Annotated in this window: 3 protein-coding genes and 1 pseudogene; 3 read left to right on the top strand and 1 reads right to left on the bottom strand. The window is 51.9% G+C overall.

Translation table 11 applies throughout. The annotated features are described in order from the left end of the window. A partial coding sequence (locus PsAD37_RS27650; RefSeq protein WP_153039778.1) for an integrase core domain-containing protein occupies window positions 1-150 on the top strand: 150 nt, incomplete at its 5' end. A 31-nt stretch (window positions 151-181) separates the two neighbouring features. Here the strand turns inward: PsAD37_RS27650 and PsAD37_RS16945 are convergent. Further along, a complete protein-coding gene (locus tag PsAD37_RS16945; RefSeq protein WP_063297164.1) occupies window positions 182-445 on the bottom strand; it encodes an MFS transporter in 264 nt (87 codons plus the stop codon). A gap of 327 nt (window positions 446-772) precedes the next feature. On the opposite strand from PsAD37_RS16945, the gene guaB reads away from it, so the two are divergent. Continuing rightward, complete coding sequence (gene guaB, locus PsAD37_RS16940; protein ID WP_063297163.1) at window positions 773-2,275, top strand: IMP dehydrogenase; 1,503 nt, start codon at window positions 773-775, stop codon at window positions 2,273-2,275. A gap of 679 nt (window positions 2,276-2,954) precedes the next feature. Next, window positions 2,955-3,244, top strand: a pseudogene (locus PsAD37_RS16930) (IS110 family transposase); the annotation flags it as partial.

Raw genomic sequence — 3,244 nt, 5'->3', positions numbered from 1 at the left:
GAGACCTTTTACTCGTTGCGTGAAGCCCAAATAATCATCGAAAGGTGGAGGATACACTACAATACCAAACGCCCCCATAGTGCGCTGAACTTCCGCCCACCGGCTCCTGAAGTAATCATTCCAGTAGACCAAAGGCCAGTCATGCACTAACTTTCAAACCGAACCACTCAAGTGGGGCTGATCACACTGACATGCTCATAAACAGGAGCGCTGCGCTAACGAACAAACGTTTTGACCCGAACCGGTCAGCTGCCCATCCCGATATGGGAATAAACACCGCTGATGTGAGCTGATAGAGCGATATGGTCATATGCAATGAAAGTGGATTAATTTTAAGATCATGAGCGATAGTGGGGATCGCAACCCCAAGCACTGTGGCATCCAACTGCACCAGCAAAAGCGTCATGCCAACGATCACTGTTGTCATGCGGAGGCGGTGCGGCATGCTCGGAGCTTTCCGGTCTGAAAACACTCAGGAGTGTCGGCGAAGACCTCTGAGTATCCCTGAAGGTGTTGTTCTGGAAAGTTGACCTTAAAGGAATTCGGTCTATCAACGCTCATTGACGATACTTGCAATTTAGTAAAATCAATGGGGGGATGAGTAAATATGCATTCCGGAGCCTAAATCTGATAAATGCCCCTTTTCAAATCGCAAAAGCCGTGGTAGTGACCCGCGTCAACTTCTCTATCTTTTCAGACAACTCTGCAGTCAAATCCACTTGAGCAGGGAGTGGGTCAGGGCGGTCTATATTCATCCGAAGGGAACTTGGCAATGCCTACATTTTACGAACCATCTTCAGGTCACGAAGCGCTGACTTTTGATGATGTTCTGCTCCTTCCAGGGCATTCTGAGATCATGCCAGCGCAGGTCGAACTGCACTCAAGAATCTCTCGCAATCTTCATTTGCATTTGCCTATCCTCTCTTCCGCAATGGACACAGTGACAGAAGCGCGCCTGGCGATTGCTATGGCACAGGCTGGTGGTCTCGGCATCATCCACAAGAACATGACACCAGAGCGTCAGGCTGAAGAAGTCCGTCAGGTGAAGAAATTCGAAAGCGGCATGGTCGTCAATCCATTGGTGATTGGCCCTGATGCAACTCTCAAAGACGCACTCAACCTGATGGAAGCGCACAAGATCTCCGGTGTGCCAGTGGTTGAAAACGGTGGTCGCGGCGGTACTGCCACAGGTCGTCTCGTTGGTATTCTGACCAACCGCGACGTACGTTTTGCCTCAAACCCAGAGCAGCTGGTCTGCGAACTGATGACCCGCGACAACCTGATCACAGTTCGCGATAACGTTCGTCAGGATGAAGCCAAGCGCCTGTTGCACCAACACCGTATCGAAAAGCTTCTGGTGGTTGATGAGAACCAGTACTGTGTTGGCCTTATCACTGTTAAGGATATGGAAAAGGCGCAGCTCAACCCGAATGCATCTAAGGATGCGCAGGGTCGCCTTCTGTCTGGTGCAGCAACCAGCGTGGGTGAAGATGGTATGCGCCGCGCTGAGGCTCTGATTGAGGCTGACGTGGACCTTCTGGTCGTAGATACCGCGCACGGCCATTCGCAGGCTGTAATTGATCAGGTAGCTGCAATCAAGAAACGCTTCCCGAGTGTAGAGCTGGTGGCTGGTAACGTAGCAACGCCAGCTGCAACGAAAGCGCTGATCGAAGCTGGTGCGGACGCCGTAAAGGTAGGCATCGGACCAGGCTCCATCTGTACAACACGCATTGTTGCTGGTGTTGGTGTTCCTCAGCTCACAGCGATCCTGGATTGTGCTGCTGAAGCTGCTAAAGCCGATGTCCCGATCATCGCGGATGGTGGCATCAAGTTCTCCGGCGATATGGCAAAAGCATTCGCAGCAGGTGCTGGCTCCTGCATGGTTGGCTCTCTGTTGGCTGGTACCGAAGAAAGCCCAGGCGAGGTTTACCTGCATCAGGGCCGTTCCTACAAAGCCTATCGTGGTATGGGCTCTGTCGGTGCAATGGCACGTGGTTCCGCAGATCGTTACTTCCAGGCAGAGGTCTCTGATAAGCTGAAGCTGGTTCCAGAAGGTATTGAAGGACAGGTGCCTTACAAAGGTCCTCTCTCTTCCGTTCTGCACCAGCTCGCAGGTGGTGTTCGTGCGTCCATGGGATATGTCGGTGCGCCGAACCTGCCAGAGTACAAAGACCGCGCAACCTTCGTCCGCATCTCCGGCGCCTCCCTTCGTGAAAGCCACGCCCACGACGTCACGATTACACGCGAAAGCCCAAATTATCCGGGTGCTGTTTGATGGGTTTAGGCTGAGCTGTTTCTTCTTTTAATTTCAATGGCTTGCGGTTGTTTCGAGCTATATCGAAATGCCGCAAGTTTTATTGGCTGTGTGACTAGCGTGTGATTTATTTTTCGTGTTCATATAGGGGGGGGGTGATTTAAGGCATCTCCATGGCAACCCGGTTCACCAACTCATATCTCAAAATTTTTAAGTATGAAGGCAAACGTATCCGGCTCTCCGACTCCGTAGAGGAGGGGCTGCTCGTCACAGTTGGCGCAAAGAAAAAACCTTTTCGGTTTACGTCAAAGTTGCAGGTCAGCGCCTGCATGAGACGCTGGGGTATTTCCCAGAGCTCAGTGTTGATGAAGCGCGTGAGAAAGCGCGCAAAATGAAGAAGGCTATGCGCGAAGGGTTAATGCATATCGAGACCCTGGATGAGCTTGCCCATATTTACTTCAAGCGCAGAGAGGGGGAGGCTCAGTCTTCTGATTGTAAGGTGGCACTGTTAGGTCGAATAAGCTGCTAATGGCCATTGAATAGTTTTCAATCGTCACAGAGGCCACCGAGAACGCTTTGGGGTGCGCCTGCCTCAACCCACGATAGAACCACCCGAAGGTCCGCTAATGGGATGGACCGCCTGCTCCCCTAAGGCGCAGGCTCTATAGTGATCCTGTTCTCATGAAACCGGAGCAGTCCCATGACCACAGAACTTCTTTCCGTCGGCATCGACATTGGCAAAGATACATTACACATCGTTGGGTTCAATGACGATGGTAGCTACGCTTTTCGGAAAAAGATCAGGCGTCTGTCCCTCGTGGCTACGTTCGAGAAGTTGCCGCGCTGTATTGTGGGCATGGAAGCGTGCATGAGTGCGCATTTTGTCAGCCGAACATTGCGCAAACTGGGGTTTGATCCGCGTATCATCGCCGCCAAATACACCAAGCCCTTCGTCAAAGGCCAGAAGAACGATTACAACGATGCTGAAGC

This window comes from Pseudovibrio sp. Ad37 (assembly GCF_001623075.1).
Lineage (GTDB): Bacteria > Pseudomonadota > Alphaproteobacteria > Rhizobiales > Stappiaceae > Pseudovibrio.
The sequence above is the reverse complement of the archived record's forward strand: the minus strand, read 5'-3'. Positions and strand labels throughout refer to the sequence as shown.

Bases quoted from the DNA above. Each gene is read 5' to 3' on its own strand.
- guaB (WP_063297163.1), top strand. From the start codon at position 773: ATGCCTACATTTTACGAACCATCTTCAGGTCACGAAGCGCTGACTTTT.
- PsAD37_RS16945 (WP_063297164.1), bottom strand. From the start codon at position 445: ATGCCGCACCGCCTCCGCATGACAACAGTGATCGTTGGCATGACGCTT.